The sequence below is a fragment of the Sulfuricella sp. genome, assembly GCA_041651995.1.
In the GTDB taxonomy this organism is placed as follows: domain Bacteria; phylum Pseudomonadota; class Gammaproteobacteria; order Burkholderiales; family Sulfuricellaceae; genus Sulfurimicrobium.
The window spans coordinates 117,959-144,545 of record JBAZID010000006.1; the positions used below are offsets into that span (position 1 = coordinate 117,959).

Annotated in this window: 21 protein-coding genes and 1 pseudogene; 7 read left to right on the forward strand and 15 right to left on the reverse strand. The window is 54.6% G+C overall.

The genetic code is table 11. From position 1 onward, the window contains the following. Positions 1–168: 168 nt before the first annotated feature. The 5 genes from WC392_09995 to cysC all read left to right on the forward strand — a co-directional run bounded on the left by WC392_09995 (position 169) and on the right by cysC (position 7,103). On the forward strand, positions 169–1,002 hold the full coding sequence (locus WC392_09995) for a hypothetical protein (protein ID MFA5242688.1): 834 nt from the start codon (positions 169–171) through the stop codon (positions 1,000–1,002). After that, positions 960–4,160 carry a sulfatase-like hydrolase/transferase gene (locus WC392_10000; GenBank protein ID MFA5242689.1) on the forward strand — a complete coding sequence of 1,067 codons (3,201 nt, stop codon included), beginning with the start codon at positions 960–962 and terminating at the stop codon, positions 4,158–4,160. The genes WC392_09995 and WC392_10000 overlap by 43 nt, the downstream gene beginning before the upstream one ends. Then, positions 4,147–5,136 carry a glycosyltransferase gene (locus WC392_10005; protein MFA5242690.1) on the forward strand — a complete coding sequence of 330 codons (990 nt, stop codon included), beginning with the start codon at positions 4,147–4,149 and terminating at the stop codon, positions 5,134–5,136. Before WC392_10000 ends, WC392_10005 begins: the two co-directional genes overlap by 14 nt. A 4-nt stretch (positions 5,137–5,140) precedes the next feature. Next, on the forward strand, positions 5,141–6,370 hold the full coding sequence (locus WC392_10010; protein MFA5242691.1) for a glycosyltransferase family 4 protein: 1,230 nt from the start codon (positions 5,141–5,143) through the stop codon (positions 6,368–6,370). A 97-nt stretch (positions 6,371–6,467) separates the two neighbouring features. Next, entirely contained in the window at positions 6,468–7,103 is a 636-nt protein-coding gene (gene cysC / locus WC392_10015) for an adenylyl-sulfate kinase (protein MFA5242692.1), read from the forward strand. A 129-nt stretch (positions 7,104–7,232) separates the two neighbouring features. On the opposite strand, the gene WC392_10020 is transcribed toward cysC, so the two are convergent. Next, on the reverse strand, positions 7,233–7,634 hold the full coding sequence (locus tag WC392_10020; GenBank protein MFA5242693.1) for a type II toxin-antitoxin system MqsA family antitoxin: 402 nt from the start codon (positions 7,632–7,634) through the stop codon (positions 7,233–7,235). 206 nt (positions 7,635–7,840) lie between these two features. On the opposite strand from WC392_10020, the pseudogene WC392_10025 reads away from it, so the two are divergent. Both WC392_10025 and WC392_10030 read left to right on the forward strand, forming a co-directional pair. Further along, positions 7,841–7,927, forward strand: a pseudogene (locus tag WC392_10025) (IS200/IS605 family transposase). Positions 7,928–7,944: 17 nt separating this feature from the next. Beyond that, positions 7,945–8,811: a sulfotransferase gene (locus WC392_10030; GenBank protein ID MFA5242694.1), complete on the forward strand. Its 867-nt coding sequence runs from the start codon at positions 7,945–7,947 to the stop codon at positions 8,809–8,811. A gap of 116 nt (positions 8,812–8,927) precedes the next feature. On the opposite strand, the gene WC392_10035 is transcribed toward WC392_10030, so the two are convergent. The 14 genes from WC392_10035 to WC392_10100 all read right to left on the reverse strand — a co-directional run bounded on the left by WC392_10035 (position 8,928) and on the right by WC392_10100 (position 26,581). Beyond that, positions 8,928–10,877 carry an acyltransferase family protein gene (locus WC392_10035; protein ID MFA5242695.1) on the reverse strand — a complete coding sequence of 650 codons (1,950 nt, stop codon included), beginning with the start codon at positions 10,875–10,877 and terminating at the stop codon, positions 8,928–8,930. 86 nt (positions 10,878–10,963) lie between these two features. Further along, positions 10,964–12,259, reverse strand: a complete 1,296-nt coding sequence (locus WC392_10040; GenBank protein ID MFA5242696.1) for a putative O-glycosylation ligase, exosortase A system-associated — start codon at positions 12,257–12,259, stop codon at positions 10,964–10,966. Continuing rightward, complete coding sequence (locus WC392_10045; GenBank protein ID MFA5242697.1) at positions 12,256–13,608, reverse strand: AMP-binding protein; 1,353 nt, start codon at positions 13,606–13,608, stop codon at positions 12,256–12,258. Before WC392_10045 ends, WC392_10040 begins: the two co-directional genes overlap by 4 nt. Positions 13,609–13,622: 14 nt before the next feature. Next, positions 13,623–15,128, reverse strand: a complete 1,506-nt coding sequence (locus WC392_10050) for a glycosyltransferase (GenBank protein ID MFA5242698.1) — start codon at positions 15,126–15,128, stop codon at positions 13,623–13,625. After that, the gene (locus WC392_10055; GenBank protein ID MFA5242699.1) at positions 15,121–16,341 is read right to left on the reverse strand and encodes a TIGR04063 family PEP-CTERM/XrtA system glycosyltransferase; all 1,221 of its coding nucleotides are present in this window, start codon (positions 16,339–16,341) and stop codon (positions 15,121–15,123) included. The genes WC392_10050 and WC392_10055 overlap by 8 nt, the downstream gene beginning before the upstream one ends. Continuing rightward, on the reverse strand, positions 16,341–18,260 hold the full coding sequence (locus WC392_10060) for an XrtA/PEP-CTERM system amidotransferase (GenBank protein ID MFA5242700.1): 1,920 nt from the start codon (positions 18,258–18,260) through the stop codon (positions 16,341–16,343). Before WC392_10060 ends, WC392_10055 begins: the two co-directional genes overlap by 1 nt. Before the next feature lie 12 nt (positions 18,261–18,272). Then, positions 18,273–19,454 (reverse strand): TIGR03088 family PEP-CTERM/XrtA system glycosyltransferase, encoded by a 1,182-nt coding sequence (locus WC392_10065; GenBank protein ID MFA5242701.1) that lies wholly within the window; start codon positions 19,452–19,454, stop codon positions 18,273–18,275. Between the two features lie 30 nt (positions 19,455–19,484). Then, the gene (gene xrtA, locus WC392_10070) at positions 19,485–21,065 is read right to left on the reverse strand and encodes an exosortase A (GenBank protein ID MFA5242702.1); all 1,581 of its coding nucleotides are present in this window, start codon (positions 21,063–21,065) and stop codon (positions 19,485–19,487) included. Beyond that, entirely contained in the window at positions 21,062–22,321 is a 1,260-nt protein-coding gene (locus WC392_10075; GenBank protein MFA5242703.1) for a TIGR03087 family PEP-CTERM/XrtA system glycosyltransferase, read from the reverse strand. Before WC392_10075 ends, xrtA begins: the two co-directional genes overlap by 4 nt. 4 nt (positions 22,322–22,325) lie before the next feature. Continuing rightward, positions 22,326–23,372: a FemAB family XrtA/PEP-CTERM system-associated protein gene (locus tag WC392_10080; GenBank protein MFA5242704.1), complete on the reverse strand. Its 1,047-nt coding sequence runs from the start codon at positions 23,370–23,372 to the stop codon at positions 22,326–22,328. Next, positions 23,369–23,542, reverse strand: coding sequence for a hypothetical protein (locus tag WC392_10085; GenBank protein MFA5242705.1), 174 nt, complete (start codon positions 23,540–23,542; stop codon positions 23,369–23,371). Before WC392_10085 ends, WC392_10080 begins: the two co-directional genes overlap by 4 nt. Positions 23,543–23,547: 5 nt before the next feature. Beyond that, positions 23,548–24,417, reverse strand: a complete 870-nt coding sequence (locus tag WC392_10090) for an XrtA system polysaccharide deacetylase (GenBank protein MFA5242706.1) — start codon at positions 24,415–24,417, stop codon at positions 23,548–23,550. A 2-nt stretch (positions 24,418–24,419) separates the two neighbouring features. Further along, positions 24,420–25,580: a UDP-N-acetylglucosamine 2-epimerase (non-hydrolyzing) gene (gene wecB, locus WC392_10095; protein MFA5242707.1), complete on the reverse strand. Its 1,161-nt coding sequence runs from the start codon at positions 25,578–25,580 to the stop codon at positions 24,420–24,422. Beyond that, a complete protein-coding gene (locus WC392_10100) occupies positions 25,580–26,581 on the reverse strand; it encodes an XrtA/PEP-CTERM system-associated ATPase (GenBank protein ID MFA5242708.1) in 1,002 nt (333 codons plus the stop codon). The genes wecB and WC392_10100 overlap by 1 nt, the downstream gene beginning before the upstream one ends. Between the last annotated feature and the right edge of the window lie 6 nt (positions 26,582–26,587).

The window sequence follows — 26,587 nt, forward strand, 5'->3', positions numbered from 1 at the left end:
ACTGAAGTCCGACCCACAGCTCAAGCATTAAATGGCCGCATCAATAGTGTACGGTTGATATATGTAGCAAAAAACATAAATGGATCGGTTATGTGGAAACTGGTTCCCTCGAGATTCAATCAGTTGAGCCAGTTGAGCAGCCTCAAGAAATTAGCCCCGTGCCATCCCATGAAATTGATATTTGGCCTCTTTTTCTCGTTTTTTCTTGTGTTCCTGAATGAGGATGCATTGGCGGAATACTCATTTTCACGCCATCCCACAACGGAGCAGGGCTGGAAAAGCCTCCCGCCCTATTGCAAAGTAAAAGTTCTTAATATCCAAGCAGAAGTACCTACATGGCATAGCGCACTAGGACCTGTATTTATACATATCCATCACTATTGCGCTGGTCTGAATTTCATGAACAACTACTATAAGAGCCGAACCAAAGAGGACAAAAAATTTAGTTTGGAAAGTGTTGTTGGCGAGGTCAGTTATATGATCGATAAGACCGACGATGATGAAAAAATGCGCCCGACATTCTATGTGGCCAGAGGAAAGGCATTGCTATTATTAGGCCGGACCCCTGAAGGCATTAACGACATGATGAAGGCAATACGGCTAAATCCTCAAACCACTGAAGCCTATATTGCGCTAGTCAGGCACTTTAATGATGTGCATCTGAAAGAAGATGCGCTACGATTTGCCACCGATGGCTTGCGCTATTTGCCCAATTCCAAAGCTCTGCAGCGGATTTATGATGAAATTGGCGGAAAGCGCCCCTACCCCGAGCCTCACGAGAAAAAAGAAGAGACCAGCCCGCAAGCAAGCGAGAATTCCGCACAGGTGGAGGCAGATTTGTCGGCCATATCCAATGCGCCCACTGGCGCCCCCAATGATCCTGAAGACAGCCAGGCTGCAAAAGAGCCATTGCCAGACAATTCATCTGGCAGCACCGCAATAGGCACCCCAAGCAATCCATGGTGCCGGTTTTGCACGGATTCCGATATCAAGCCGAAGTAAGGATGGCTGGAAGCGATGGTTCTACGAATATGAAGCGCCTAGCCATTCTGGTATGCACACACAATCGCTGGCATCTGCTGGAAAAACTGCTGCAATCCCTTAATTCGGCCAACCGGCCAGCGGGTTGGGATGTCAGTGTCCTGGTTGCCGCAAATGCCTGCACTGATGAAACGCATCGGTTGCTTGGTTCCTATCTCGAAGATAAAGCTGAAAATAATTGGCTGCCCCTTGAGTGGTTTGCTGAGCCGGTGGCGGGTAAATCCTTTGCTTTAAATAGCGCCATACCCCGCATTACTTCTGACCTGATTGCATTGGTAGATGATGACCATAGGATTCCAGCGGATTTTTTGGTCAAAATTTGCCGTGTGGCAGATGCCCAGCCCGATACGGCCCTGTTTTGCGGGAGGATTTTGCCTGATTGGGTCGGGACTGAGCCTGGCTGGGTGCGTGACGATGGGGACTACAAAATCTATCCGCCTCCGATCCCTTGTTTTGAATTGGGGGATACGGCCCATTTCGTGACTGGAGAAGAAATCACCCCCGGCGGCGGCAATTTGTTCATAAGGCGCGAGGTGTTTGGGCGGGTGGGTGAATTTTCTACCGAACTTGGGCCCCGTGGCCACGACTTGGGTGGCGGGGAAGATACGGCTTTTGTGCTCAAGGCTCTTGCTCAGGGGGTGCGGCTGTATTACTCCCCGGATATTGTTCAATACCATTATGTCGACCCGGAAAGGCTGAAGCCGGGTTTTCTCATGCGCTTTGCGTATCAGCGCACCTTTGCTTCCGCTCGCCTTGGGCCGGGCACCGGCAAGATGCCCGCCTATGTGTGGCGGAAGCTCACAACCTATGGCATCAAAGCGCTATTGTCATTGGGGGCGGACCGGCGACGGTTCTACATGATCCGAACGGCTGCGGCTCTTGGGGAAATAAAAGGGCTGTTTGAGGCCAATGCTGCTGCACGGCTGTCTCGGTCAGATGCGGGGAGGGGGGAAAGCCTTTCTGTAAGCGTGGGCGTCGCTGTGCCTGCCGTCCTTGGCGGCTTGGCGGCTTGGTGGGCGAGGCCGCTGGTGATGGAGGGGCTGCCAGTTGCCGCCAGTGTCGCTGCTCTGTGCGTGGCTGCTTTGCTGCTCAAATCGGTGCTGAATTTTTCGCGAACCGGGCCACAGCTCAAGTCGGAGATATTGCGCTACTACCTGCCTTATTCCTTGTATGCCTTGTCTCGCCTTGGTTTTTGGACTTTTGTGCTGTGCTTGTTGATGGCGCTAGCCGGAGTTACCTTTTATTCTTTCCTGGCTGCGGCCCTGGATTTTTCCTTCCATCGCGGGGTTGCGGCAGCCTTTGGTCTGTTGGGCGTTGCGATCGTGACGGGCTTGCAGTTTTGCCGTCATCTCCTGTACATCCCGGGCAGTATAGAGGCTTCTTCAAACTATCGGACGAGCCGTTTTTACCCGTTATGGGCATGGCTAACCCCCAGCCGGATCGAAGCCGCCAGGTATGCTTTGTTGCTTGCCTTTGCGGGCGCTGCGATTGCCGGTGGCGCGCGTGCCGGGCTCGAAGGCCAGATGGGATATGGCCTGGGGCTGCTTGCGGCGGCAGCGGCTTTTTTGATACCTGTAGTTCTGTGGCATGCAGGGAAAGAGCCGCGCCCTGTTCGCGCTGGGGCCGCAGCGGAAAGGCCAAACATTTTAATGATCGGGGCCGATTCCTTGCGCGCCGATCGCCTGGGGGTGAATGGCAATCCACGCGGCTTGACCCCCACGCTCGATGCTTTGGCCAAGCGTGGCGTGTTGTTGCAGCAATGCTTCGTGCCCTGCGCGCGCACGGCGCCCAGCCTTGCTTCCATGCTGAGCGGCCGGTGGCCTCATGGCCATGGTATTCGCGATAACTTTTCCATTGTGGACGAAGCTGATCTGGGCCGCGCGCCACTTCCTCACGTCCTGAAGGCGCACGGTTATCGTACGATTGCAGTGAGCGACTGGTGCGGTTCGGATCTTGGCAAGTTTCCGTTCGGGTTTGGTGAGATTGATCTGCCGCAAGATCAGTGGAATATCCGATACCTTATCCGGCAGGGTCCGAAGGATATTCGCCTGTTTTTGTCGCTCTTTACCCACAACGATTTCGGCCACCGCTTTTTGCCCGAGCTTTATTATCTGGCGGGTGTTCCGATGACTTCGGAGCTGGGCAGGCGAACTCGCGGTGCCATCAGCAGATGTGCGCGGGAAGGGAACCCGTTTTTTCTGAATGTATTCATGTCTGCCACGCATGCGCCTTTCGGTTCTGAATACCCTTATTACACTCAATATGCGTCCAAGGCGTATTCCGGATGTTCCAAATTTGTCATGAGCGGCCTCAATGAACCTTTCGAAGTGATTCAGCGCCAGAAACAGGGCAAGGAATTCTTTGATCTTGAACAAGTGCTGAATTTGTATGATGGCTGCGTGAGCAACTTTGACAACGAGGTTGCACGCACCCTTGATCATCTTGACCAGTGCGGCCTGACAGACAACACCATTGTGGTGATCTATAGCGATCATGGCATGGAATTTTTCGAACGGAAAACCTGGGGTCAGGGCAATAGCGTGATTGTCGACGATAGCTCCCGTATTCCCTTGATCATTGCCGATCCGCGTCGACCGAATGGCCAGGCCATCAACCATACCGTGCGCAGCATCGATCTTGCCCCCACGCTTCTGGATCTGGTTGGGCTGCCCATCCCCAATGAGATGCAGGGGGTTTCCCTGAAACGCTGCATCGACGGCGAGATTGATGATCCGGGCCTTCCCGCTTTTGCCGAAACCGGGATATGGGTGACCCGTGTCCCGAGTATGGAAGAAGATCACATCACTTATCCGGATCTGCCGGATCTGCTTGAGATTCCGGACAAGCGGGACGGAACAATGGCAATTAAAGCCGATTATCGTGATTTGATTGTTATGGCCAAGGATCGCATGGTGCGTACTGACCGCTGGAAACTCGTTCATCTTCCTATGAATGAGGGAGTTTCCCGCCAGCTATTCGACCTGGATAATGACCCGACATGCCTGAATGACGTGTCAGCCATTTATCCCGAAGCGATGGCCGAGATGAGCGCCTTAATGGAAAAATGGCTGGCGGAAGACACCCGAAAGCAGCACGGGAGACCTGATGCCCCCTGTTAACGAAAATCCTGGTTCGCATGGCGGCATGCGAGTAAGTGTCGTTATTCCTGCATACAACTCAGCGCGTTTTCTGCGGGAGACGATTGAAAGCGTGCGGCAGCAGACGGCTCCGGTGCATGAAATCATTGTCGTGGACGACGGTTCAACGGACGAGACAGAACAAGTCATTCATTCACTTGGCGAGGGCCTTGTTTACATACGTCAAGCCAATGCAGGGGTGTCTGCCGCGAGAAACCGGGGTATTGCTCAGGCTACGGGTGAGATCATCGCATTTCTGGATGCAGATGATCTATGGCTTCCTCAAAAGGTGGAAAATCAGGTCAGGGTTTTTCTAGGCAACCCGGATGTGGCGCTGGTCGCCACTGACAGGACTGATATTGATGCGCAGGGTGGCTTGCTGCTGGATTCGTTATTCAAAAAACAGGGGCTCTACGAGTTTTTTTCAGAATTGCGCGGCAACCCTGTTCCACTTGCATTGAGCCGCCTGGTGCAGGTGAATTTCATCCCCACCAGCAGTGTCATGGTTCGCAAGTCGGCGCTTGCGCAAGTTGGCGTTTTCGATACGGCGATCCGCTATGGGGAGGATCTTGAACTGTGGGCGCGTGTTGCGGCGCAATATCCCATCGCCTGCCTTCCGGAGGTGCTGATTCGCTATCGGCAGCACGGCAGCAATGCGACCCAGGCCACGGAAAAGCTTTTGCTCGACATGGTGCAAGTCATGAAACGTATCCGTGCATGGGGAGGCCCGGCTTTGCGCAAAGAGAAGTCGAATGCGGACCAGGCTGTAGCCCAGGCCCTGTGGGAACTGGGTTACTGGTATTTCACCTCGAACGCGCCACGACGAGCCTGCTCGCCATTTTTGGAAAGCTTCAGGGAAAATCCTTCATTACGCACCCTGATGTATGCTGGGTTTAGTTTGCTTCCACTGGGCGCAATCGGAAGTGCCCGGCGCCTGAAACTAAAAATTCTTGGTTGATTTTATGTCTATTGATAAGCGCAAAAAACGCATTCTTTACGTGGAAAATGGCATCGGCTACGGCGGCGCCATTATTTGCCTGCGGCATCTGGTGAGAAACCTGGACCGGAACAAGTTCGAGCCCATGGTGATCACCGGGCTCACCGGCCCGCAATATCGGGAGATCGTTACCGAAGCACACTGGAAGCATATCCCGGACCGGCGCCTGGATGTGGTGACCATGAAACGCAAGTTGCAGGCGGCGCGGTGGCCGGATGCATTGCCCGGCTTGCGATGGCTGGCAAACCAGGTGCTGTCAAGACTGGATGATGTGTTTAATTTCCTGCCGGCCTTGCTTCAGACACTGTGGGTCGTTCAGCGTTTTAAACCTGACCTGATTCATGCCAACAATGAACCTTTGTGTAATCGCTCGGCATTACTGGCAGGCAAAATGATGGGGGTCCCCATCGTTGCCCACGTCCGCGGGGATCAACAAGGTTCGATGCTAATGCACTCGTTCTTCAAAATGCCTGACTATTTCGTCACCGTGTCCCGCTGGGTTTCGGACAGCATCGGGCGTTTAGGCGTTCCGGCGGAAAAACGCACCTACATCTACGACGGGATTGAGCTCCACAAACTCAATGTGGCTGCCGATGGGCTAGCGTTTCGCAGACAGCATCTGCTTCCGGAGGATGCCTTCATCGTTGGCCTGGTGGGCTTGTTGATACCCTGGAAAGGGCAGATGGTTTTTATCGAAGCTGCAAGGCAATTGCTGCAAGAAATGCCGGATGCTATCTTCGCAATTGTAGGGGGCACGCCGGAAGAATGCCGGGCTTATGAAGCGGAGTTGCGGCAAATCGTGGAGCAGCCCGAATTGAAGGGCAGGGTGGTATTTACTGGCCATGTGAGCGATATGGCTGCGGTTTACAATGGACTGGATGTCGTGCTTTCGGCTTCGACTTCCCCAGAACCTCTTGGCACCATGATTATCGAAGCCATGACCATGGCTCGGCCCCTCATAGCCCCGGATCATGGCGGTGCCGTGGAAATGATCGAGAACGGCAAAACCGGGCTGCTATTCAAGGCGGGGAGTGCTAAGGATCTTGCCGAAAAAATTAGCACTCTTTACCGCGAACCGGTTCTGCGCAAGGATGTTGGGCAGTCGGCGCGCGCCCATGCGTTGCAGGCATTTTCTGTTGAGGAGCATGTCCGGCATATCGAGGGTGTGTACAAGCAACTGCTGAAAATGCCCTGAGTTTTAATCGCGGTGAATTATTTCAGGCGGTACAGGTGCTGAATGAATAGCAACACGCTGCGCATATACAATTATTGAATCAGTAAGAGGTATCAAAATGTCTATTGATGTGACACGCCAGACCGTTTGGCAACAGCTAAGCATTGACCGTGCATCCCGCTCCCGGTTGATGAATCAGAACCCATGTTGTCTCTGGTTAACCGGCCTCTCGGCATCTGGAAAATCCACCATTGCGGATTTGCTTGAAAAACGACTTCATGCCATGGGGCAGCACACATATTTGCTGGATGGCGATAACGTTCGGCATGGCTTGAATCGGGATTTGGGTTTTTCGGATGCCGACCGTATCGAGAATATCCGCCGGGTGGCAGAAGTGGCCCGGTTAATGGTGGATGCCGGATTGATTGTACTGGTTTCGTTTATTTCGCCATTCAAGGTTGAACGTCGCATGGCGCGTGATTTGTTTGGGGAGGGGGAGTTCATCGAGATTTTTGTCGATACCCCGCTGGCTGAATGCGAGCACCGCGACCCTAAAGGTCTTTACGCCAAAGCACGGCGCGGCGAGTTGAAGCAATTTACAGGGATTGATAGCGCATATGAACCGCCTGAAGCACCCGAGGTGCATCTTTTCCCAGATCAGAAAATGAGTGCGGAAAATTGTGCCGAGCAGATATTGGCGTATTTGGGGGCACCTCAGAAAACTGAAAAAAACGTACGGGAAGGTGACGAGTGACCTTCTCGGAAACAAGTTCTGCAAGAAGGCTGCGTAATAATGCGGCCATATCCAGCGGGCGCGGGCTTGGGATGTTCTCGAAAACCATTCTCCAAGCAGGATGAAACGGCGAGTTTCAAGAAGCCGGGATCAGGCGGCTCTGACCTCACTGAGCAGATCTGGGTGACGCTCCAGCACCTTGAGCAACTTCACCAAGGCCAGCGGTGGCCTGGTCTTGCCGGTCTCGTAGCGCGAGAAGGCATTGATGCCGCCGCCGAAAATTTCAGCCGCTTCGCGCTGGTCGAGAGCGAGCTTCTTGCGCACGCTGGTGATGAAGCCAGGATCGACGATGGCCGCATTCACCTGTTTCGAGAAGGTGCGCATCTCGCACATGACGCGGTCAGATTCCGTCGAATCCAGGATCGACTCGGCACAGGCCGGGCAGAAGTCAGCAGTCACCGCCGTAATGAGGGTAGTTTCACCCTTGTAGGTGTAGGGCAGGTCACGGGTGTCGTGGATCAGTTTCGCAGCGCCGCAAACAGGACATTTCATATTCATAGCTCCTTAAACACGATCAGCACGTCAATTAAATGAGTGGTAGAAACAATAGGCTTCATGACCGCATATGCTGCGTGAAGAAGGCGTTTCGCACGCCTTAGGTAAAAGTGAGAAAAAGAGTATTGGTGATTGCCTTAGGCTTGACCGAGCGCTATAGTCAGCCCGATTCTTCTGACTCGATCAAAAGTTAGGAGAATCAATTGAAAGAATACCAGAGTCTTTGTCATACGAAATGGGATTGCAAATATCACGTGGTATTTATACCGAAGAGGCGAAAGAAAATGATTACTACAGGTGTTGAGCAGTGCTAAGCATAATTGGTAGATTCCTTTCCTCAATAATTATCAAAAATCCAATTTTTATTGTGGGAGGTAGCCGATCGGGCACCAGTGTCCTGGTTCAGGCTCTCGGAAAGCATAAACTGATTTACAGCTTCAAGGGAGAAGATCCGTTTATCACGGATATCGGGGGCATGGTTTACAATTTGGAATATGCTTCTGAGCGTGAGATCAATTACTATAAAAATTCTCTCAGGGTTAGCCACAGTTATATTTATGACAATCTTCGCCGTCTAAGTTATGAGAGCGCGTTCGGAAAAAACTATGGTTTGATGCGAATGCTGAAAGATATGGTGCATCGCGAATTTAATCCTGTCGCCAAGAAATTCTGGTGTGCCAAAACATTTCCGAATGAAAATGTGGCAAAGGGTTTAGTAAAGATTTATCCCAGTGCGAAATTTATACTGATACATCGCAATGGGATTAATGTTGTGCATTCACGCACTCAATTTCCCGGTTTCCGGGACTTGGATTTTCGAAGTCAATGTGAAGAGTGGGCTCATAGCGAAAACCACTTTGCTTACCTGTTCGAGCATGAAAGCGCCATTGTCATCAAGCATGAAGATTTGATCGAAGATCCCCACGCCGTGTTCCAGAAAATTTGCAAACACCTTGGAATCGAATACGACCCAAGGACTGCCAAGTTCACTAGCACCCATCAGGTGCATCCCTTGGCAACCGTGGGCACCTCAGAAAATGTTGATGTGAAGGAAGTTATGAGCCAGCGTGGCTCTGTCTATGAGAGCTGGTCGATCGAACAACGCCAGATTTTCAGAGAGGTGTGTTCAGAAGCGATGGATAGAATGGGATACGTTATTCCTTTCAAGGAATAATGATGTGCATTCAATAAGCATTTATTTCAACTGTCTCACGCCAAGATCTTGAGCGGCTTCACTGCCGTATGGACTAGTATCAGGCGCGCTGCTGCCGCATTCGCTGAATTTCCTGCTCAACGCACTTCATTAAGTACACGATCTGCCAAGTTAAGCTGCGGAACGACCCATTCTGATCCAGGGACAGTCAGATGTCCTTCGTCACGATATATCGAAGTGCTGTCTATTGCCGTCAAGCAATGCTCATCATCACAGATAATTCCATCTAACCACACGACATCTACATTTGTACGATTTTGGACTTCTTTTATAGCATCAATGATTCCTTTCTGATAAGACCGATATTCATCAATATCAAGATTGCAGTCGATGCGACCAAGAAGAATTAGTCCTGTTGCCTTCCGCTCCCAACACTCTCCGATATTAAACCCTGCTCTTGGCGGTGGCGTTACCACGATGGGGTGCTTGCCGATAGCGCGCAATTCCTTGATGGTCGCCACCATTTGGCTGATTGCGATAGTCCTGTCTACTTTTGTTTTTTTTCCTTGGTAAAAAAGCAAAAGACCACCATGGTCAAAATAACCAGAGAATGATGAACTCATGATTACGTATTTTATAGAGTCGTTATCCCGAAAAAACTTAACCGCATTTTCATTAAATGTTAAACATTCCTTAGCCCAATTCTCATCGTAGTTAGAATCAATGGATGCAATCCCCAAGACTGGCGCGCAGGCCGACTTGGTTATCTGGATCATGGAGTTTCCTATTCTCGGATCAGTTTTTAAACCGGGAATCAAGTGCATTGCGTAGCTATCTCCCCAAACGGCGAAAGTTGGCTTGCCCGAGGTCGAGCAGTCTTCAGGCTTAACAAAGACCTTTCCTTCACTACAAATCTTGTGTAAGCCAACATTTGGAAGGCTGAGATAGCTGAAATCCGGCATATTCGTTTTGCTTTTTACGTACCCAGCCACCAAGGCCGGTACTGGCGTAAGAATTACCAGGAGCGATGCGCCGGCAAGCCATTGAAAGGCTCTTTTGTTATTTGCTTGCTGGTTATATCGAAAGCGCTGCTCTACAAATTCGTATTGCATGTAAGCCAACATTATTGACATAAAGAATAGAAGCAACATGATATGGTTTGGTACTTCTCCTAGGTAGGCATTGTGCGCGAACGCGAATAGCGGCCAATGAATCAAGTACAGGGAATATGACCAATCACCAATCTTTGCCATGGAAACAGTAGCCCTGTTTAGAGGAAGCCATTCACTCTTCCCTGCCAACATTATTGCGGTTGCGATCACCACCAGTAATGCGTTCCATCGTGGGTGGTCGCTATCAATGGGTAAAAAAATAAGACATACAACAAGCAAGAGCGCTACAAGTTTTACGACTCGCGGAACTACAAGAGAGGTTGAACGCCTGACAAACCAAGCCAGCAGAGACCCCGCGAGCAATTCCCAAGCACGAGTTGGAAGCAGAAAAAATGCTAGTGTTCCCGACTCAATTGATGGAAGGCGCCAATAAGTGAAAGGGAAACTGACGAAAATAGCGCAAACAATGAAACTGGCTACCATCCCACCCCCAAAGGCCCAGCCACGCCATCTCGGAGGAATCATGAAAAGCAGAAAAGGAGTAACTAGGTAGTACTGTTCTTCAAGTGAAAGCGACCATGTATGAAGTAAAGGTTTGCCTGCTGCCGCATTTTCAAAATACCCAGTTTGAAAAGGTAAAATAAAATTGGCTGTGAACGTAACTGTTCCAATCAATTGTTCAATGTAATCATCCCACTGCCCTTTAGTTAAAAATGCATAACCAAGCAATGTTGAAAAAATTAGGGTGCTATATGCTGCGGGAAGAAGGCGTTTCGCACGCCTAAGGTAAAAGTGAGAAAAGGAGAATTGGTGATTGTCTAAATCCCTCAAAATTATTGAGGTGATAAGGTAGCCAGAAATAACAAAAAAAATGTCAACGCCAAGATAGCCCCCTCGCACGTGAACGATATCAGCGTGATAAAGCAAGACTGAAAGAACGGCAAATCCACGGAGAAACTGGATATCTTGGCGCATGGTGCTTTGCCTTATGTGTAGTAGTTGCGGCCTGAGCTGACAGTTCCCCAATTTGACGGATGCGACTGTCAGTTCAGATTAGTTGTTCAGTCTGGTGAAAGAGGGCGAGCTGCGACGAATTCAGCAGGTTTAACCTGTTCCAGCGTGCCCCACTTGTCCTTAACGGCAATCTGGTAGGTCAAGACCAGAATAATGACCAGGTGGTAGTAGTAGTCAAAGTACGCAAGGCCGAGAAACGCGCCGCCCGTCGCATATCCAACCATGCTCACCTGAGTCATGGCTGCCAGGTCAACTGCCCACTTCCGGCCCGGATCCTTCCGGCATTCCCGGATAACCTTGCTCCCCGTCCGCCATGCCAGCAGGCCAATGAGCACGAACAAGCCAAAGCCGATGAAGCCATGCTCGCCCATGACTTCGAAGTAGATGCTATGCACGTCGTGTACATCCCAGGGGTTCGGGGCGTACTGGTGAAAAATTGGAGCTTGAAAGGTTTCGAAGCCCCCGCCGGTGATGCGGTCCTTTGCAACATTAAATGCGACATGCCAGGCATTTATGCGGCCCATCGCCGAGGCATCCTGCTCGTAGGTCTTGATGGTGTTCATGCGATCCCAGTATTGCTGGGGCATGATCGCGGCAATCAATCCGGCTACCACAACGATATAGATCGCCGTGGTTGCCCTGTTGCGGCTTTTCAGCCAGAGCAGGCCGCCCATGGCTGCCGCAGCCAGCAAGGCGCCGCGTGATTGCGTCCCGATGGCGGCAATCCCGGTCAGTATCATGCTGGCAGCCAGCCCTATTCGTATCCATTTGTGCTGTGCCTGGAGGTGCAGGTAGCGAAGCAAGGGCACCGTCATGATCATGGCCAGCCCAATTTCGTTGTTGCCGGCAATGAAGGTGGTTGCCGGACCCCATACATGGTGTTCGCCGCCTTTCAGAATCGTGAAGATTCCGCCTTTGATCCCATAAAATGCAATCGAGAGTGCGATTACCCATACCAGGCCTTCCAGGCGTTTCCGGCTGGTTATCAGCATCGCGGTCAGCAGTGTCATGATCTGTATCTTCAGCACCTTGTCCCACTGCGCCCAGGCGAGCTCCGGGTAAAATGCATAGAAGGTGGTGAATGTCACCCAGCCCAGAAAGACGAACAACAAGACAATTTCCGGAGTCCACGGCAAGCGTTTGGGTTCTTTCGACAACAGGTATGCCGTCAGGGTGACCACGGCGGTCATGAGGGCGAAAGGAATGTTGAGCGCGAAGCCCCACGCCAGCTTGTGGGGGTTCATGTAGCCCAGCCAGGACCACAGATAGATTCCGTAGTGAGGGTGTTTGAATGCCAGCAGCAGAACAGCAAACACTACGCCGGTGACAATAATATCCCTCACGTCGCGGTCCCTGTGCTGGCGGCTGCCACTTTACTGACGATGTAGCGGAATTTTCCCGAGGTTTCCTTGGGGATCGATGTGACGTGTTCGATTTGTATGTCTACCTCCGACCCAAGTCGCCGTTTGAATCCCTCGATGATGGTTTGACTGTTTGCCGGCTGGAAGGGCGCTTCGGTCACTAGATATACCCGGGTGAGTTCCAGCGTTTCCTGAACAATCTTGAATTCCTTTACACCCGGAATATCGCGCACCACGTAGACCAGTGCCAGGCCGTGCATCACGGTGCCGTCCCGGGCGACGACAAAGTCCGTGGTCCGCCCCTGAATTTCCTTGAGCAGCGGCAGCCCCCGTCCGCAGGTGCACAACTGCTCGTCGAGCACGCCGATATCGCCGGTGCGGTAGCGGATGAAGGGGAAATCACCGGTGGCGAGATGGGTGGTGACAATTTCCCCGGCTGTCCCATGTGGCACCGGCTGGCCGGCCTCGTCCACGATTTCGACGATGATGTCCTCGGCGGTGAGATGCATGCCACCGCTCGGGCACTCATGGGCGATGAAGCCCGCATCCCGCCCGCCGTAGCCGTTTGCAACCTTGCAGCCGAAGGCGCGGGAGATTCGTTCACGCTGATGGTCATAGAGTTTTTCCGAGGTCACGAAGGCGACACGGATGCCGAGGTCATCCATGCGCTGGCCGCGAGTTTCGGCATGCTGGGCGATATGGGCCAGTGCGGAAGGGTAGCCGAAGAGCATTTTGGGGCGCATGGCGCGAATTTCAGCGACAAAGCCGTCGAGTTTTGCCGCGGACATTTCAAATGCGGGCAGCAGTTTGGTGCGCAACAGGCTGTCGCGAATCTGGCGCACCTTGTCCTGGCTACCCAATTCGATGGGTGAACCCCACACGACGATTTCCGGGTCGCCAATATCAACATTCCACCAGCGGGTTGCCCGCCATTTGGCGGCTACATCGTGACTGACGCGTTCATTGCCGAGAAAAAATATGAGCGGTTCACCACTCGAACCACCCGTGTTGAAACGGGAAAGGTCCTGTGCGATCTCTGATTTCAACTGCTCTGTGTTGGCGCGAATGACGGCCTTGGTCAGAAATGGCAGCCGGGCAAGATCGGAAAGGCTGCTGATGCCGGCAGGGTCGAATGCCATGTCGCGGAACAGGTTGCGGTAATAGGGCACATGCTTGCCCGCCTTCGACAAAAATGCTCGCAGCCGCTCAACTTGCATGGTTTCCAGGTGCTCTGGCGATAACCACTGAGTGCGTTCCATTTCCTTGAAAATCTGCACCGTATCATGATGCTTCAATTTTTCATGCAAGGGGAACAGGCAGGAGGACACCATTCGGGTGTATAAATTTAGCGACACGTTTCCGATCCCTTGTGTTGTGCGCGCGGAGGCATGATTGGCTCTCCGGTTTTGTTGTGCCGGGCAATATCCAGAAAGGCTTCAACCAGTATGGCTATTCGCGAATCCCATGTATTTTCGTTGGCATAGGCAATAATTTTGCTTCGATCCCATTTTCGTTCAAGGGCCGCCTTGAGTGCCTGCTCCAGCGCTGACTTTTCATTGAACCCGGATTGTTCATTGGCCGCTACAGCGCTAATAAAATCAGCGGGTTGTAGGTCGGGTTTCAACCCGACACGTCGGGCTGAAGCCCGACCTACGCCTAATGGATTATTAGGGTTAAATGGAACGATTGTCCCCAGTTCCGGTTTGCATACGACTTCTGCGTTACCGCCGACGTTGGTGGTGATGACGGGCAGGCCGCAGGCCATTGCTTCAAGAAAAACATTGGCCCAGCCCTCGTTCCGGGTGGAAAGCACGAACACGTCCGCTGCGGAAAGAGGTTCCTTCAAAACCCCGGATTTCATCGGGCCGGTGAAAGTGACATGTCCTTCCAGGCCAAGTCTGGAAACCTGGGCACGTAACTGGGCGCCCATGTCGCCCTCCGGGCTGGGGCCGCCCACGATCAGGTAATGCAGCGCTGGAAAGCTTTCAAGCAGGGCAGGAAGGCAATCAATGACACGATGAAAGCCTTTTCGTTCGACCAGGCCGCCTACTGAAACGAGCACTGGCGCATCCGCCGGCAAGCCAAACCTGGTACGGGCATCGGCCTTGTCGATGGGGTGGAATTTCATGGTGTCGACGCCATTCCCCACCACTTCTGTCCTGGACTCTGGAATGCCTAGCGAAAGGGCTACCTGGCGCAAGGAAGCGGATACGGAGAAAATCCTTGCCGCAGCTTGCAGCGCCAGGGTCATGCGCTTGCGGAATGCGGCCTTTTTGGCCAGGCGGGATTCAGTGCCGCGCAGGGTGACGGTGAAGGGGAGGGCGAGCCACTTGCCCAGCAGGCTCGCCGCATAAGCATCCGGATAGGCGAAATGGCTGTCGATGATGTCGCAACACCGTTCACGCTGGAGCCTGCGCATCAGGACGAATGTGCTCAGTGCGAGAAAAAATCCATCCAGGGATTTGAACAGGCCGGGAATGGAGAAAAAACGCGGGTGCAGCACTTCGATGCCATCCTGAATTTCCCGGTAAGGCGGAACAGGACGAAAATGGGGCCGGAAGAGGCGGATGAATCCCTGAAACGGAAACCAGGGCACAGGTGCAACCACCATGAGCGGCAGCACCTTGCCCACCCGGAACATGCGCTCGCGGATAAAAACCCCGGCGCCGGGCTGCGCGGCATTGGGAAACAGGGTGGAAAAGACCACGATGCGGGGCTTTTTAACGTGAAACTCGCGAAGCGAGACCTCGTCCCTCTCTCCCGTCGGGAGAGAGTTAGGAGAGAGGGAATCGGTCATGGCGAATTGCTGTTTCATGATCTGGGGTGGCGGTTTGCCATGATCGTCAGGCATGGCGGGCACTTTTCCCCGCAAGCCGGTTATAGATGGCGGCATAATTCGACACGGATCTGGGCCAGTTACGCTCGGTTTCCACAAATTGCCGCGCGGCGGCGCGCAGTTCCGGCCATCTGGATTCTTCCGCAAGCAGCCGCAACACTGCGCCGGCCAGGGCCTGCGGGTCTTCCGCCTTGAACAGGATGCCGGTCTTGCCGTCCTGGATGAGTTCCTTGTGGCCGCCCACATCCGAGGCGACCAGCAGCCTCCCTTGTGCCATGGCTTCCAGTGGCTTCAAGGGGGTCACCAGTTCGGTCAGCCGCATGGAATGGCGCGGGTATGCCAGGATATCCACCAGGTCGTAATAGCGCTGCACCTGGTCGTGCGGCACGCGGCCGGTGAAGATGATTTTGTCCTGAATGCCCAGTCCGGCTGCGAGATGCTTGAGGTTGTCATTCTGCGGACCTCCTCCAACCAGCAACAGACGGGCGTCAGGCGCGGTTTTGAGGATGGCGGGAAACGCCTGTATCAGCAGATCCAGACCCTCGTAAGCGTAGAAGGAGCCGATGAAGCCGATGACGCGGTGTCCAGTCAGCCCTAGCTGCTGCCTGAGGGCCGCGTCGCCCGTGCCACCCACCGAAAATTTCTCGATATCCACTGCATTTGGGATAACGGTGACTTTTTGCGCAGGAATACCTCGGGCAACGATATCCTGGCGCAAGCCTTCGCAGATCGTGGTCACCGCATCGGCACGCTTGAAAGCGCTGGTTTCCAGCCCCCGGGTAAGACGGTAGCGCATCCCCCCTTCCTTGCTGGTTCCATGGTCCACCGCGGCATCTTCCCAGAATGCCCGGACTTCATAGACGACGGGGATGCCATGCTTGCGCCCGGCACGCAATGCGGCAATGGCATTAAGAGCGGGTGAGTGGGCGTGCAGAATATCGGGGCGGATGAGCGGCACGATCTCGTCCAGCCGCCTGGCCAGGGTGTCGATGACGCTGATCTGGTTGAACAGGGGCAGGGTGGCGAGCGCCCCCTTTGCCGGCGGGGTGCGATAGAAATGCAGGCCATCGACATCCTCTTCGAGTACCTTGCAATTTTCCTGCTTGGAGCTGGTGATGTGATGTGTATCCCATCCAAGGGCACGTTGCTCGCGCAGGATTGCCAGCGTCCGGAAAGTGTAGCCGCTGTGCAGCGGAATGGAATGGTCGAGGATGTGAAGAATGCGCATCAGGTATGCACTCCTTCGGACGGTGAATTCCCCATTACCTTGCGCAAAAACGCTTCAAACATCAGGATCGTCCACAGCGATGCGCTGTAGTCGCGCAGGCCGGATTGGTGCTGGTCCACCATTTCGCGTAGGAAGGCCATGTCGAATATGCCGGTCGAGGCCAGCGTTTCACCCAGAATGGCATCGCGCACCCGTTGCCTGAGCGGCCCGCGAAACCAGCTTGCCAGGGGCACGGAAAATCCCATCTTGGGACGGTAAAGGATGTCGTCCGGCAGGTAGGGTTCCAGGGCTTTCTTGAAAATGTATTTGCCTTCCTGTCCGTGCAGCTTGTAGGAGGAGGGCACGCCCGACATCCATTCCACCAGCTTGTGATCCAGAATGGGAACCCGCACTTCCAGCGCGTGGGCCATGCTGGCCCGGTCCACCTTGGTGAGGATATCTCCCACGAGATAGGTCTTCATGTCCAAGTATTGCACGCGGGAAAGCGGGTCATCGGTAGGGGCGCGGTCTGCATGGCGGCGCATCACATCAACCGCGCGGTGCCCCTGTAGCTTCAATTTGAAGTGGCTGCTGAACAGCTTGTCCCTCAACTTGTCGCCCATGACGGACACGCTGTGGAAGTAGCCCTCAACCGGGTCGCGCGCGAGCGCTTCAAAGGTGGATTTGGCGCGGAACATTTTCGGCGCCCAGTCTGCCTTGGGATATACCGTGCCGAGCAGGCCAAATAATGGCTTGCGTATGCCCAGCGGCAGCATGCCACGCATGCGTTCCTCGTACAGGTGGTAGCGATAGCGCCGGTAACCGGCGAGGTTTTCGTCCCCTCCATCGCCAGAGAGGGCGACTGTCACACGCTTTTTCGCCAGCTCGCATACCCGGTAGGTGGGAATGGCGGAACTGTCGGCAAACGGTTCATCGTAGAGTTCGGCCAGTTTGTCGATCAGATCGTAGTCGTCGGACTCGACCTGCTCCACGTAGTGGCGGGTATGGTAGCGATCCGCCACTTTTTGCGCGAAGGCGGCCTCGTTGAAGGCGGGGTCGCCAAAGGAAATGGAGCAAGTGTTGACGGGTTCGTTCATCAAGCCCGCCATCAGGGCGACCACGGCGCTCGAGTCCACGCCGCCGGAGAGGAAGGCGCCGAGCGGCACTTCGGCCACCAGCCGGATGCGCACTGCCTCGCGCAAACGGACGATGAGTTCTTCCTGCGCTTCCTGCTCCGAGATGGGCCCGTGTGGGGTAAAAGGAACATCCCAGTATTCCCTTGGGTGCGGCATGGCCTGCCCCCGCCTGAGCGTCAGGGTGTGAGCGGGGGGGAGTTTTTTTGCACCGTTGAAAATCGTGCGCGGCTCCGGTACGTAGCCATAGGCAAAGTACTCTTCCACGGCGCAATCGTCGATCTCGCGCGGGAAGCCGGGGTAAGCCAGCAAGGCCTTGAGCTCGGAGCCGAAGAGGAATGTGCCGTCGGGCAATGTGCCGTAATAGAGGGGTTTGATGCCCAGGCGGTCGCGGGCGAGAAACAGGGTTTCCTGGTTGCGGTCCCACAGGGCGAAGGCAAACATGCCGCGAAAGCGTTCCACGCAGGCTTCTCCCCATTCCTCCCAGGCATGGACGATGACCTCGGTGTCGCAGTGGGTGCGGAAGGTATGGCCAAGCCGCTGCAATTCCGGCATCAGGTCGACGTAGTTGTAGATTTCGCCGTTGAAGACCACTACGACGCTGCCATCTTCGTTGAACAGGGGTTGATGCCCGCTTGACAAGTCGATGATGGAAAGGCGGCGGTGCCCCAAACCCACGCCGGGCTCGGCATGCAATCCGCCTTCATCCGGCCCGCGGTGGAACTGGGTCTGGTTCATGCGCCCCAGCACCTGCTGGTCGATTTCGCGCTTGTCTTTTAAATCAAAAATGCCGACGATGCCGCACATGACGTAAGCCTGTTATTTGTATTTAATGATGGGAGCTGCATTTTCAGTGACAGGGCGAGGGATCATGTTCTCATAGACGGAGAGATACCCCTGGACCATTGCCTGCATGCTGAAATGTGATTCAATCCTTGCCCTGCTGGCCCGCCCTTGTGTTTCGGCCAGGCTTTCACTGCGAAAATATTTCAGCAAGGTTTGTGCCAGTGCTTCGGGATCCGACACGGGTACCAAAGTGCCATTATGGGCATCTTCCACCAGCTCCGGATTACCCCCGACCCGGGTGGCAACAATCGGCAGCCCGCAAGACATCGCTTCCAGAATGGTGTTTGAAATGCCCTCTCCCAGCGAGGGCAGCACAAACAGATCCATGTTGCGCATCAGCTCTGCCACATCCGTACGTTCGCCGGGAAGCCATGCGAGATGCTCTGCGTTGGCCTGTCTGAGCAGGCTCAGGCAGGTTTCGCGCGCGATGCCTTCGCCAATAATCACCAGCCGTGCCCTTTGGCGGGCAGAGGGTTCAATTTCCAGCAATCTGATGAAAGCGCGCACCAGATTGGGATAATCCTTCACCTCCGCCATTCTTCCTGCACTACCTATCACAAAACCGGTTTCCGTTGCGAATCCGGCCGGGCCGATATTCCGCGCATCTTTTCGCGGGTGGAAGAGGGCGCTGTCGACACCGTTGTAAATCTGGCTCACGCGTTGCGGTGGAACGCCGACAGTGTCTATCAGCCATTGCTCCAGATCGCGGCTTACGGCGATATAGCGCCGCACCAAAGGGCGCGCCAATTTGCGCAGTAAATTATATTTGCGATTCTTGCCATGTAAATCGAACACATCGCGGCCATGCTCCCCATGGATTCTGGCGCGAATGCCGGCGGCGGCGGCGACAAACTGGCCTTCAAGCGCGGACAGGTTGCGGGTATGCACGATGTCCGGCGAAAGCACCCGCAACAACCGCCACAAGCGAAAATACCACGAGACATCCCGGCCGGCTGGTTTGGCCAGGGCATAAAAATCCACATCGTTTCGCCGGATGCGCGCCCTGAAGCCGGTGTAGTCATCGAGGCAGATCACCACATGGCGGAAGCGCTCTTCCGGCATGTGGTTAATCAGATTAACCATGCCATTTTCCATGCCACCGACCCTGAAGTGGTGAACAATGTGGGCGATCAGCGGGGTTTCGTGTTTTGTCATTATGTTGCTGGTGTTTTCAAGTCCGGCGGCTTACTGCCCTGACACCCGGACAATGCTTTGCTGAATGGCCGGGAGCGTGTCCTGGATAAATGCCTTCATCGCCAATTCAGCCGCTTCCGGGGTATCTTCATAGAGTGAGTTGATTATGATTGCCGCGCCATCATCCTGCTGCCCGAACATCCGGGCCTTGGCGAGAAGTAGTTTGGCCAGATAGGGATTGACGGTATAGCTGCCTGACAGGCTGTTCCAGCTCCATACAAGCAGGCGTTTGCCGGGCGCGCGCAGCAAGGTCTGCTGGATGGTTTCGTTTTTGCCGCGCAGAGAAATGACGCGCTGTTCTTCGCCTACTGTGCTCCATACCGGATGCTTTTGCATGACCATGTAGTTTTGCGAGGTGATCAGTTCAGCGCCCTGGCGTTGAGTCCGGTAGTAACCCAGATACACGCTGACCGCCATGCCATCCTTCTGGTAAGTTTGCATGGTGTACGAATCTGGCCCCATGTAGTGCGGTTGCCAGTCGGATAACGGCGTTTTTTGTCTGTTCCATCCGTTTATTGAATCTGGCAATTCGATCATTAACCCTGCGCTCCTGACCGGACGGTTGTCCAGATACGTGGCGTAGGCTGGCCACAATCCCGCAACAGTGATGATCGCAAAGCCCGCCATGAAAAAAGTAAGGTTCAGCCTGGCTGGCGCCACTTCATTCGTTGGCGCATTGGCGTGGCCGGTTTTGTGATCCTCCTGATCCTCTCGCCAGATGGCGCCTATCCAGAAAAGCAGCATCATGACGATGCCGAAAAACACCCAGCCATAAATGTAATGATCGACACCCAAAGCCAGTTTCATGTCGCTCAGATGGGCGATCATCACGATCATGTAGGCGCGCAGCCCGTTTGCGATTACCGGGACAATCAGGGACAGGGCAACAAAAATCAGCCTGCGCCTTGTGCTGCGGTAGGTCAAATAGGCATAAAGGCTGCCCAGGGTGAACGAGGCGATGAGATAGCGAAGCCCGCTGCAACCTTCAACCACTGACCACTGCCCGCTGGGTATCGTGAAAAAGGTTCCCTCGCGAAAAACCGGAATGCCGGTTAGTTGCAGGGCCGCCACCACAAAGTCGGCTGTGAAGTTCATCATGTGGGGAATCAGGAACTCGCCTGCCGGAACGGCAAAAAACAGGAAGCCGAGGGGAAATGCGATTGCACGCGCCACCTGTGTGCCCAGGAGTGTCCAGACGGCCACCGGGATCATGGCTACCAGACAATATTGGGCGATGACCAGAACGCTCCCGGCATCAGAAAAAAGCCAGCCTAACCCCAGTCCTGCCAGGACCAGCAAGCCGCGGAAATCCGGGCGAGGCGGTATTCCGGCGAGTGTTTTGCGTCGCGCCCAGATGAGATAAAGACTGATGGGGAATATCAGGAAGCCGTGCGCAAAGGTCTCGGAGCGTTCCCAGATGGCAACAGTGGACAACACGGTTTGCTGGTAGATGACCAGCATGGCTGCAATGGTGGCAAACATCAGGATCGTTGCCATGCGCCATGACATTCCTGGTCCGGCGATGCCGCCAGGGGAGGAGGGCGTTGCCGCGCGGGAATTTGTTTCCTTCATGCCTGGCTATCCCTGAGAGTGGTCGTGTGTTTTACTTCCTGCGATGCCCCGGGTTCGGGTGTTTCCGCAAGCAATGCGTCCACCCGCGCCAAACAGCTATCCCAGTCATAATCAGTCAGAATCCGGGCCCGTGCTGCTTTGCCCATTGGGCCGCAGGTTTTTTCCGCCAGCAGCGTCAGGATTGTTTGCCCGAACTCCCGGGCGCTGGAGGCAACATGCAATTCCTCTCCCAGCGTGGCCTGAATTCCCTCTGCCGCCTGTGGAGATGAAACCACGATTTTTTCCATGGCCATGGCTTCCAGCACTTTGTTCTGCAAGCCTCTTGCAATTCGCAATGGCGCGACCGCAAGCCGGGCATGAGCGAGGTATGGCCTGATATCCGCAACTGTGCCGGTTACCGAGATCCCGGGCAATCGTGCCAGTTCGCTTACAGCCGCGCTCGGCCGGGAGCCCACGATATAAAAGCGGGCTTGGGGATGCGCCGCCTGGATTGCAGGAAAAATTTCCCCGGCAAACCATTTTACGGCGTCAATATTCGGCCAGTAGTCCATGGCGCCCGTGAATACCAGGACTTGTTCGTCTTCCGGGTAAGGATTGGGATATTCGCGCTCGGGAGAGAAATAGCCGGTGTCTACGCCATTGCTGAAATAGCCTGTTTTATCCGCGCTTTCCGGGGCGAGGTGCTTGAACAGTTCCGCTTCCTCGCGGGACACGAACAAGGAGGCATCGAATTCCCCTGCTATTTCACGCTCATAGTGCAGCAGCAGTTTCCCTTCGCGCCGGTAGAGCCACGAAAGCGGCCAGCGTTTGCTTTTGGCATACTGCATCCATTTGTCGGAGTCGATATCGACAAAATCGATCACGCGCTTCCTGCCTCCGGCCTGCCTGACATACTGGGCCATGGCCGACGAGAAAACCAGGATGCGATGGATTGGATGCCTGGCAAGCAGATCATTAACCCAGTGCTGCATCCCGGCATTGTGGTAATAAGGCAGTGTCAGCGCCTGGCCTGAAAGCAGGCCGGTCAGGCTGCGCAAGCGTGCCGTGGATGGGTTGAGGGTGGCAAAGTGGCTTTCTCCGCAAAATGATCTGGTGGTATCCGCGTGTTGCCAGTCAGCCTCGTCATCCACAAAAGTACCCAGATGTACCCGGTAGTGCTGGCTCAAATGCCTGAGCATGTGAAATGAGCGGATTTTGTCACCCTTGTTGGGCGGATAGGGCATGCGGTGGGTAAGAAACAATAATTCTTCAGGCATGGGCCTACCCCAGATTTTTCACGATGTGCGGGCCGATGAAATTGGCCAGGGGCAGGGGAAGTTTTTGCCAGGCCTTGATAAAGAGCTGATATTTAGGATTAAGCGGGTTGTGGTCCGGCACTGCTTTGGCCCGGTGCAGCTGATATTCGTAGCATAGCGGTTGCGGCTCGAACCCCCAGTTCTTCTTGAAGTCGAACGGCCCTGTGCCGCGCTTGCTGCGGCCATAGTCGAAAACCTTGATGCCACGCTCGCAGGCGCGCCGCATCAGTTCCCAATACTTGAAATCGTTGGCCGCAAAATCGCGCGCCTCCAGCGTGTCGCCGGCGTAATAGGGCAACACTTCATCGCGGAAATAAAAGCTCAGCACGCTGCTCAAGACCCGCCCGTCCTTGACCACCGACAGCACTTCGCAGTCGTTGCCGAAGGTTTCCTTGAGCAGCGCAAAATAGCGCTTAGGCAGCGCGGGCGTGCCATGGCGGTGGACATTGTCCGCGAACACGGAAAAAAACCGCTCCACGCCTTCATCGATCTCGCTGGCGAGCCCGGCCTTGATGCCCTTTCTCACCATCGCACGTTGCTTGCGCGGAATGGCGAGCATGTTCTGCTCAACATCCGGGTCCAGTTCCTTGCGAAAGGTTACGTACAGATCCTTGCCCGGCCAATCCGGGTGCCTGGGCTTGATATTCCGGTATTCCAGGTGGTCGACCTTCTGTTGCCTTGCCAGCGCCTGCGCGGCTTGGTCCAGCGCTTCTCCGGCTGATTCCGTCAGCGCCGCCACGCCGCCGTAGACGCAAAATGGCAGGGAAATCAGGGAATGTCCGAAAAGCCGGCTATTGATTTCGGCGAGAGGCAGTACCCCCTGGATTTTTCCATCCGCTTCGGCGTAGAGGAACCAGGTCTTGTGGCCGAAAGCGTGCTCGATCACTTTCTGCCACCCCGCACGGTGGAAGAAGGTGGCTTCCGGGCAGTTCTGGACGAATTCGTCCCATCTTGCCGCATCCGCGGGCTGCATCTGGCGGATGGCCGGAGTGAGGGCGGCAGTTTGAGTCATCCTAAAAGCCGCAGTTCGATTACCACGGAGGGCACGGAGAACACGAAGAAAGGCTGTTTGCGGTCATTGATGACCTCATCCAACGGGTGAATGCCAAACATCATGTAATCTATTGTTTCTACTCCGTGTTCTCCGTGAACTCCGTGGTTAACTGCTTTATCTGGGTTCATGCGCCTTACTCCAGGAAAATCCGGTCCATGCGGTCCCAGCTGAAATCGCGGGTCAAGGCTTTGACCCGGCCTTCCATGCGATGCAGATTCAGATAGTGGCGGAAACGCGTTTTCATGCCGATGCCGTCCTGGCGCGGCTGACCGGGATCCAGTTCCCAGGGGTGAAAATAGAAAATCCCGGCTTGCTTGTCGTGGTTGTTGACTCTTTGCAGAAACCAGCGCGAGACCGGGTAGGGCCAAAAACGGAAATAGCCGCCGCCGCCGGCAGGCAGATTTTTCTGGAAAATGCGCACCGTGGTGACAGGCAACTCAAGCAGCCCATCCTTGCCATTGGGGTAGAAGGCGAAACGGGGCGCATCGGGCATTCCGTAATGGTCATGCTGGATGGGGTAAATACTGGAACTGTAGCGGTAGCCGGCCTGAAGAAGCAGATCCAGCGCCCAGAGATTTTTGCTGCCTATGGAAAAACTTGGCGCACGGTAGCCCAGCACCTTCTGGCCGCCGATGTCCTCGAGCAGGGCCATGCTGCGGGTGATATCTTCGAGGAATTCTTCGGCTTTCTGCTCGGAAGCCCTGAGATGGGCGTAGCCGTGGCTGGCAAGCTCGTGGCCGTTTTCAACAATACGGCGCACCATGGCCGGGTAGCGCTCCGCAATCCAGCCCAGAGTGAAAAAGGTTGCCTTGGTGTCTCCCTCATCCAGCAGCTTGAGGATGCGATCGATGTTCGCTTCCACCCGGCATGCCAGGGATGGCCAGCTATCTCTTGGGATATGGGGTGCAAAAGCCGAGACCTGGAAGTAATCCTCCACGTCGATGGTCATCGCATTGCGTATCGGCGCTGGGAACGTCAGTTCCTTGCTGGCGGAGGTCTGCATGTTCAGTTCCGCAAGCCATTATTCAGCCATGAGTAGATCTCTGCGGCAATGCGCGTCGATGCCTGCCCGTCCCAGAATTCGGGGATTCTGCCAGCCTTGCCGCCGTTCTGCATGATCTCGTCAAATGCGCCCAGGATCCTGACCGGGTCCTGTCCGGCAATGGTATTGGTGCCTTCGTCTACCGTGATCGGCCGTTCGGTATTGTTCCTGAGCGTGATGCACGGCACGCCAAGCGCCGTGGTTTCTTCCTGGATGCCGCCTGAATCGGTCAGTACGACACGCGCGTCTTTCATCAGGCCCAGCATCTCCAGGTAACCCATGGGCGGCAACTGAACCAGTTCAGGGATATTCAGCATCGCGCCCAGGCCGAATTTTTCGATCATGGCGTGGGTGCGCGGGTGCACCGGAAAGATGATGGGGAGCCGGGTGCTGATTTTGACCACGGTTTCAAGCAGGACGCGCAGGGTATCGGGGTCATCCACGTTGGAGGGCCGGTGCATGGTGAGGACAGCGTATCCATCCTGCCCGTCCAGGAAGGCTTCCCTGCCGGCATCTTTCAGGATTTGAGGCGCCGTGACAGCTCTATCCAGATTGCGGCGCAAGGTGTCGATCATGACGTTGCCGGCAAACCGGATGCGGGAATCGTCAATCCCCTCGCGCAACAGGTTTTCGCGACCACTACGCTCTGTGGTGAAAAGAAGGTCGGATATCTGGTCGGTCAATATCCGGTTGATTTCTTCGGGCATGGTGCGGTCGAAGCTGCGCAGGCCGGCTTCGACATGAATCACGGGGATACCCTTTTTCGTCGCGACAAGGGCGCAGGCGAGGGTGGAGTTCACATCCCCGACCACCAGCATGGCGGAAGGCTGTTTTTCATCCAGGGCCGGTTCGAAACGCTGCATGACTTCGGCTGTTTGCGTTGCATGGCTACCAGAGCCCACCTCCAGGTTGATATCTGGCTGCGGGATGCCGAGTGCTTCGAAATACTGGTGATTCATGGCAACATCGTAGTGTTGCCCGGTATGAACGAGGCTGACAGTCAAATCCGGTCCGAGATCGGCCAGGGCAGCCATGATCGGAGCTATTTTCATGAAGTTTGGGCGCGCGCCCACGACACAGAGGATGCTGAGTGGAACCTTGGCGTCTGACATGGGGATAGGCATCAGTTCTTTTCTTTTGGAGGATTTCTGACGCCGGGCAGGTAGAGAATCTGCTTGAGCAGGTCCAGCACGGAGATGACCGATTTTTCCATTTTGGAAAGCCGTTCATCCATGTGTTCCAGGTTGGCCGGCATGTCCGGGTCATCAGTCAGGCTGGGTGTGCTCTGGGCTTCGGCTTCCGAGGCGGGAAGATTGAACTCCTGCTGAATATCACCAATAACGACTTGCACCTCTGCGCTTCTGAAAGCGTGAATCTCTTCAAGGTAGCCCATTAAAAAAAGGCGGTCGCAAAGGGTATTGATTTTCCGGGGAATCCCTCCCGAATAATCGTAAATGGCGGCAAAGGCGTCTTCACTCATGGAAGGGTCGCCATTCCAGCCAACTGTATTCAGCCTGTGTTCAATATAGGCGCGAGTTTCCGTGCCATCCATCGGGCCGAGGTGGTAAGTGGCGATCACCCTTTGCCGCAATTGCTGCATGTCGCCGCTTAGAAGTGTTCTTCTGAATTCAGGCTGGCCGAGCAGAAAAGTTTGTAACAAGGATTTGTCATCGGTTTGAAAATTCGAGAGCATTCTCAACTCCTCAACGGTGCGAGGGGAGAGATTCTGTGCTTCGTCCACCACCAGGAGCGCGCGTTTCCCTTGCCGGTCGCAGGCACGCAGAAACTGTTCAAGCCGGATCAACAGGTCAGCCTTGCTGACGTTTTCATAGAGGAGTCCGAACGCGGCGGCCACTACTCTCAGCGTGTCGTCCGAGTCCAGGTGGGTGTTGACGATTTGTGCTGCAATGATGTTTTCTGACGCCAGATTGCGGAAAAGGTTACGCACCAGCGTGGTTTTTCCCGCGCCGACCTCGCCCGTGATGACGATGAAACCCTCTCCCTGTGACAGGCCGTATTCAAGATAGGCCATGGCACGTTTGTGGCCCTTGCTGCCAAAGAAAAAATTCGGGTCGGGCTTTAGCTGGAAGGGTTTGGCTTTGAAGCCATAATATTGCTCATACATCTGTAA